Source organism: Mesorhizobium sp. M7A.F.Ca.CA.004.06.1.1 (assembly GCF_003999135.1).
Classification (GTDB): Bacteria; Pseudomonadota; Alphaproteobacteria; order Rhizobiales; family Rhizobiaceae; genus Mesorhizobium.
Window position 1 is genome coordinate 1 of the sequence record NZ_RZPQ01000374.1, and the last position, 5,666, is coordinate 5,666.

Consider the following 5,666-nt stretch of genomic DNA (forward strand, 5'->3'; position numbering starts at 1 on the left):
CTTATGCACCGAGGCGATGTTCAATGAACACGCTCGCGCATATGGACGCAACGGCGCCAGCCTAATTGCTCTGCCGCGCGCAACTGGCCCAGACTACCGGTCCTGGCAGATCGCCGGCGCGATGGCTGCGCTTGTGAGTGGCTGCTACGTGGTCAGTTCAAACCGGAGCGGCCGGCTTGGACATCAGGGGCCGCTCTTCGGCGGTCGCGGCTTCGCCTTTGCTCCCGGCGGGCGGCTGCTTGCAACGACATCATCTGACCGACCAATCGTCATTATCGAGTTGGACGCTGCAAGGTCTTCGCGGGCGCAGGCAGACTATCCCTGCTATGTCACGGAACCGGCACGCCAGTGACTACAGCATCCAGAGAACGCCCACGACGGATGTTCGCGAATACATTTGATCTGGTCGTGATTCAGATCCTTCGACGCACTCAACGCATCGGCGGCGCCCCCGTCAGGTCGACCTAAGGGCGGTAAAATGGGGCCAGCTTCGCTAGTCAGACTCACTGGGCGGATAAACCACACGTCCATGCTCTATAACAACCGCACCTGCGGTGAGCGTCGCCCGGCTCATTTGCCCCAGGCCCATCAGGTGACAAACGGCGTGGCCGCGTGAAATAAGATGGTCCGCGATTATTCGTCGATGACAACGCCACCAGACGGCCTCCGAACACATCACCGCCAGTTTGTTTGTGCTGCCTCGTGAGATCAGCGCGTCGAGAGAGTCTTGAAAAGCGTCTGATAGTGCATAGTCCGCGTAGTTGTGAAAACTGCGATTTCGCCAAAGCGCATTGCAGCAATCAGGCACGTCGACTTGCCACTGTCGGCGGCCACCCAAGTCAGCAAAATACTCATAAGAAATACTGGACGCGCCCAGAGTGATCGGCAATATGTCTATGTTGTACTCGGGATTACGGCGCGACCGGGGAAACGCTCTCACGTCGGCAATCAGGTCTATAGAGGCGCGTTCGAGAATCGCCGCAAACTGGCGAAAAGAGCGTGTAGAATGGCCAATTGAATAGAACTGCATGATCACAGCTTTCTGGAGAGCGCCCTCTCTATATGGGCTGCGATATGATCCGTTCTGTCACTCCTTATTTCATATTGCGGCTCTTCGTTGGAGGCGTGATGGGTGTATCCCTTGAAAACGAAATCCTCTTCATGGATTCGTATGATACTGCCGCTCGCAGATCCCGCTTCCGAGTTCCAAGTGACGTGATCGCCAATGTGATATTTCGGCAAGGTTCACCTTTTCATCATAAAGATCTTGTCAGTGAAGAACTCGGGCTCGGTCTTTTCAGGTGAATGGGTCGGCCTTTGGATTCAACTCGGCTCGGTCGGCCCACGACTTCCATCTTGACTTCGAGAAAGTGATGCCAAGCACCCCGAACTCGCGGCCGATGCGGACTGCTTCACGCAGTCGACGAGCAGCGTCGCGCCCCGGTCCCCCCCGCCGGATGAAGCGCTGCACGCGGTCGCATTAGACTCGACCGCCGGCGTCAAAGATCGACTCGGCCAAGGCCTGCGCGCAGGCTTCGTCCCGCCCCTGCACGAAAGCGGCTTCACCTTCCGCGGCGAATACCTCCACCATCGCCTCGAGCCCGGTGCTCGGTTCGATCACGAGGACGCGCTTTCCAACAAGTCCCATGTCCATGGTGTGATCTTTACTGACATGAACAGTGGTTGGTCGCCGGCGCTAGGCAGCCAGGTCCGGAGCAATGGAAAGGACGACACGACCCATCGTACGGCCGTTCTCCAAAGCTTCGTGTGCCGCGCCAACACCGCCGAACAACACCACCCGGTCGACATGAGGGTGCAGCTCGCCGCGATCGACCATCCCGGCAACCCGCCGCAAGACATCGGTCTGTCTCAGCCGGCGAAGATGATCGCCCGCGATCTGCGGCTGTCCGATATTGACGAAGCGGACGTCGAGATTGTTCCATTCCGCTGAATCGTTGCTTCCCTTCGGCCATGGCGAGACGACGGTGTTCACCAGAGTGCCGAACGGCGCGGCGTGGTCGAAGCTTCGCGCAAAATTCTCGTGCCCCACGAAGTCGAAGACGATATCCGCGCCGGCTTTTCCGGTCCAGCGGCGCAAGGCGGCGGCAACGTCCTCCTCGCGATATTGGATCGCCAGTTCAGCACCAAGTGACAGCACGAAGGCAGCTTTTGCGTCGCCTGAGACGGTTGCCGCGATACGGGCGCCGAGCCTGCGCAGGTATTGTATAGTGATATGTCCAAGTCCTCCTGCGCCGCCATGCACCAGGGCGAAGCTACCCGGCTTGGCATCGGCCTTCTCGAATACTGCCTCCCAGGCCGTGAGCGCCACCGTCGGCAACGCCGCTGCCTCGACGAAGCCTAGGCTGACGGGTTTCCGCGCGGCATAATGCCCGTTGAGCACCTTGTATTCGGCGTAGCTGCCGAAATTGCCGGCATAGCCGCCATCGACATACCAGACGGCGTCCCCGGGACGGAGATGGGTGATTGCCGAACCCACCTCTTCAATAATCCCAGTACCGTCAATGCCGAGGATGGTGAATGCGTCCCGCGGGCCAGTCCCATACACCGCGCCATTGCGGCGGTTCTGCCAGTCGGCCGGATTGACCCCCGCCGCCATCACGCGAACCAGAATATCCGTATCGTTCGCAATGCGCGGCCGGGCGATCTCGCGCGTTTCCATGACCTCGGGTCCGCCCGCTCGCGTCATTATAAGCGCCAGCATCGTCTCAGACATCGACCGCCTCCCCCTCGCTACATTCGATCGCATTGATTAGACTCTGGAGGTCAACCGCGCCGTCCAAGGTCTGTGCGAGGCGGGCGTTGTTCCTCAAGTCGGAGACGGGACGCGGGGAACTCAGGCCCACGCTCGGCGATGGCACTTCCTGAAGGCGTGTGGCACCGTAGGCCTCCGGAGGCCACTCGCAGAAGACGATCTTGCCTGCTTCGAGCAATCGGATTGCGAGTTCCCTGTGCTGCGTCACCGTGACCGCGACGACGACACCTACGCCCGGATCATTGACGAGCGTCTCGTTCGTATCGGCATGTGGGATGCCAAATCCCTCGGCTGCAACCTTTATTACCTCCACCCGGTTGCTGCTGATGGTGGTGACGCGATATTCGAGCAGCCTTTCATCCGCCGCCTTGTGTGCGATCGTCGGCCAGCCATTGTCGGGGTGCACTCCGATAATTCCGACATGAATCGGATTTCCAACCATGATCGCCTCCTACGCGTTGGTGACTTCGAAGATCGTCCGGCGAAGCGTCATGCGCGCGAGACGCCAACCGTAGGGGCCAAGTCGCCATAGCTCATGATAATGTCCGTAGCCCTTGATCCGAGCCGGAAGACCGGCGGCCGCTCCAGGAAAGACAAGCACGTCCTCCATCGACCAAATGGCGGTGATCTCCGTTTGCGAAATCTGATCGATTTCGTCGTTGTGAAGCTGGTGGATCGAGTGCGAACCTTGAATGTAGCTCCGCATGGCGTCCATATAGCTCTCGCGATCATCGAAGCTTGCGATGAGCTCGCCTTCGGTGCTGAAGACCCGAACCTCGACTGTCGGCTCTAAAAGGGAGGCGAATTGTTCCAGGTCTCGGGTATCGACGAAACGGCAGTATCTCGCCTTGGCACGTCGGACCTGTTCGATGTCAGTCAGTTGGGGATTCATTGCTCTACTCCTTTTAGATGCATGTAAGTCGGGGGAGACCCACGCGATTAGCTGTCAGATCGGCCGATCTGGTCGTCTGAAGGTACAGTCCGGCTCGCTCTGTGGTTTGGCTGTTCCAGTATTCATAGGGATGACTGGCAGGCAGCTGGATGCGTCGATGACGCTCGTCGGCCTCCGGGCCGTGGCAATCGACTTCAGTTCAACACGAGAATTCACTAGCCAGACGACGTCTTCGGCCTGTCGGGCTACCGCGGCGACGGAAGCTGCGGGAAGGTCGATCTCCCGGCACCCTGTCACATTGGACTACGGCTCCGGGTGAACAGCACCGCCACCGCCGCCACCAGCAAGATGATGCCAAGGACGTAGAACGTGTCGGAGAAGGCCATGATCAGGGACTGCTGCGCGATGAGCTTCCCGAGAAAGGCCTCCGCCTGGTGGCGTGCTAGACTCTCGTCTGAGACACCGCGCGACATAATGTATTCCGTCATTCGAGATATGAACTGCTCGGTGGGCTCGCTGTAGGGCGTGACAGACTGCCCGATAATGTTGGAATGGAATTGCTCCCGCCTGGTGATCAGTGTTGCCAGCATGGCCGTTCCCAGCGCCCCACCGAGGCTGCGCATCATATTGAGAACCCCGGACGCCGCACCGGAGAGTTCGCTAGGTATGCCGACCATCACAATACCGGCAAGCGGAGCAAGGACGATGGCCTGGCCGAATGCACGGATGAAATTCGTGGTCACGAACTGATCGCTGCCATCATTCACGTTAAGATGCGTGTTCATGAAACAGCTCGCTGCAAAGATCGCGAGCCCGGCGCAGACGATTGCACGTGCGCTCAAATGCTTCTGCAACCAGGGAACGAACGGAATAATTACCAGTTGGGGCAGCCCGACCCAGGCCAACACCATACCAATCTGCTCGGAATTGTACCCTTGGACTTGGCTCAGATAGGCCGGGAGCACATAGACCGAGCCAAACAGCGCGACGCCGACCAGCATGTTGGCTAGGGTTCCGAGCGCGAAGTTACGGTGGACGAGCACCCGCAGTTGAACGGCAGGCCTATCAACGGTCAGCTCTATGGCGACAAAGACCGCAAGGGCGACGACGGCAACGATCGATAGATGAACGATGAGCGGCGAGCCAAACCAGCCATTCTTGTTGCCCTCGTCGAGCACGGTCTGGAGGCAGGAAAGCCCAACAATCATGAAGGCGATGCCATACCAATCCCCCTCCTTCAACAGCGAAAGGTTCATCCTCTCCCGCTCGAGGGTTGGAAAAAGCAGGCCGAGCATCAGGACTCCCGGCACGAGATTGACGAAGAAGATAAACTCCCAGCCATAGTGCTGGGTGAGGTAACCGCCGATAGTCGGTCCGATCGCAGGCCCAAAAGTGGCCGTGAGCGCAAATGCTGCCAAGCCAACCGGCTGCTGGCGTTGTGGCAAGGACGTCAGCACGCGGGTGAATGCCATTGGGATCATCACGCCGCCGGCGAAGCCCTGAAAACCCCTGAGGACGATCATCTGCCCGAGGCTTGTCGTGAAAGCGCACGCGACTGAAAAGAGGAGGAACAGGCAGGTGCTGCCGAGCAGAAACCTGCGGAACGAAAACACTCGCGTGAAGAAATCCGTCAGCGGGATCATGATGATTTCTCCGATGAGATAGGAGGTGGATATCCACGTTCCGTTGTCGGAGCCCGTACCAATCCCGCCCTCGATCTCCGGAAGCGAGGAATTGGTGATCTGGATGTCCAGCACAGCGATCAACGCGCCGAGCATGCATCCGAAAATGCAGATCCAATCGCGGAAAGTCGCACCCTCCCTGTCGCGATGCGATGTCATCGGTAGGGTCTCGGTCATGGCTGGTTTCGAGACCTGCCATGCTCTGTATCTGGCGGCGGTTGGCTAACGGTGATCGTGGCGGTGACTGACATTCCGGGCAGGAGCAACCCTGCGAGAGGATCATCCCGGGCTATTGCGATCTTGACGGGGATCCGCTGAA

8 protein-coding genes are annotated in these 5,666 nt (G+C 59.0%); 1 reads left to right on the forward strand and 7 read right to left on the reverse strand.

What is annotated here, in order from left to right:
- The first annotated feature begins 16 nt into the window (after nucleotides 1–16).
- Nucleotides 17–352 (forward strand): nitrilase-related carbon-nitrogen hydrolase, encoded by a 336-nt coding sequence (locus EN906_RS20845; RefSeq protein ID WP_245484306.1) that lies wholly within the window; start codon nucleotides 17–19, stop codon nucleotides 350–352.
- Between the two features lie 141 nt (nucleotides 353–493).
- Here the strand turns inward: EN906_RS20845 and EN906_RS20850 are convergent, their stop codons facing one another.
- From EN906_RS20850 to EN906_RS20875, 7 genes are all read right to left on the reverse strand, one after another.
- Nucleotides 494–1,030, reverse strand: coding sequence for a DUF488 domain-containing protein (locus tag EN906_RS20850; RefSeq protein WP_206517121.1), 537 nt, complete (start codon nucleotides 1,028–1,030; stop codon nucleotides 494–496).
- A gap of 2 nt (nucleotides 1,031–1,032) precedes the next feature.
- Complete coding sequence (locus tag EN906_RS20855; protein ID WP_127270674.1) at nucleotides 1,033–1,242, reverse strand: DUF2945 domain-containing protein; 210 nt, start codon at nucleotides 1,240–1,242, stop codon at nucleotides 1,033–1,035.
- Between the two features lie 238 nt (nucleotides 1,243–1,480).
- Nucleotides 1,481–1,654, reverse strand: a complete 174-nt coding sequence (locus EN906_RS37355; protein ID WP_164748740.1) for a hypothetical protein — start codon at nucleotides 1,652–1,654, stop codon at nucleotides 1,481–1,483.
- Nucleotides 1,655–1,696: 42 nt separating this feature from the next.
- On the reverse strand, nucleotides 1,697–2,734 hold the full coding sequence (locus EN906_RS20860) for a zinc-binding dehydrogenase (RefSeq protein WP_127270672.1): 1,038 nt from the start codon (nucleotides 2,732–2,734) through the stop codon (nucleotides 1,697–1,699).
- Nucleotides 2,727–3,215: a Gfo/Idh/MocA family oxidoreductase gene (locus EN906_RS20865; protein WP_127269553.1), complete on the reverse strand. Its 489-nt coding sequence runs from the start codon at nucleotides 3,213–3,215 to the stop codon at nucleotides 2,727–2,729. Before EN906_RS20865 ends, EN906_RS20860 begins: the two co-directional genes overlap by 8 nt.
- A gap of 9 nt (nucleotides 3,216–3,224) precedes the next feature.
- Nucleotides 3,225–3,665: a nuclear transport factor 2 family protein gene (locus tag EN906_RS20870; protein ID WP_127269552.1), complete on the reverse strand. Its 441-nt coding sequence runs from the start codon at nucleotides 3,663–3,665 to the stop codon at nucleotides 3,225–3,227.
- A 293-nt stretch (nucleotides 3,666–3,958) separates the two neighbouring features.
- The gene (locus tag EN906_RS20875; protein ID WP_127270669.1) at nucleotides 3,959–5,524 is read right to left on the reverse strand and encodes an MDR family MFS transporter; all 1,566 of its coding nucleotides are present in this window, start codon (nucleotides 5,522–5,524) and stop codon (nucleotides 3,959–3,961) included.
- Nucleotides 5,525–5,666 lie beyond the last annotated feature (142 nt).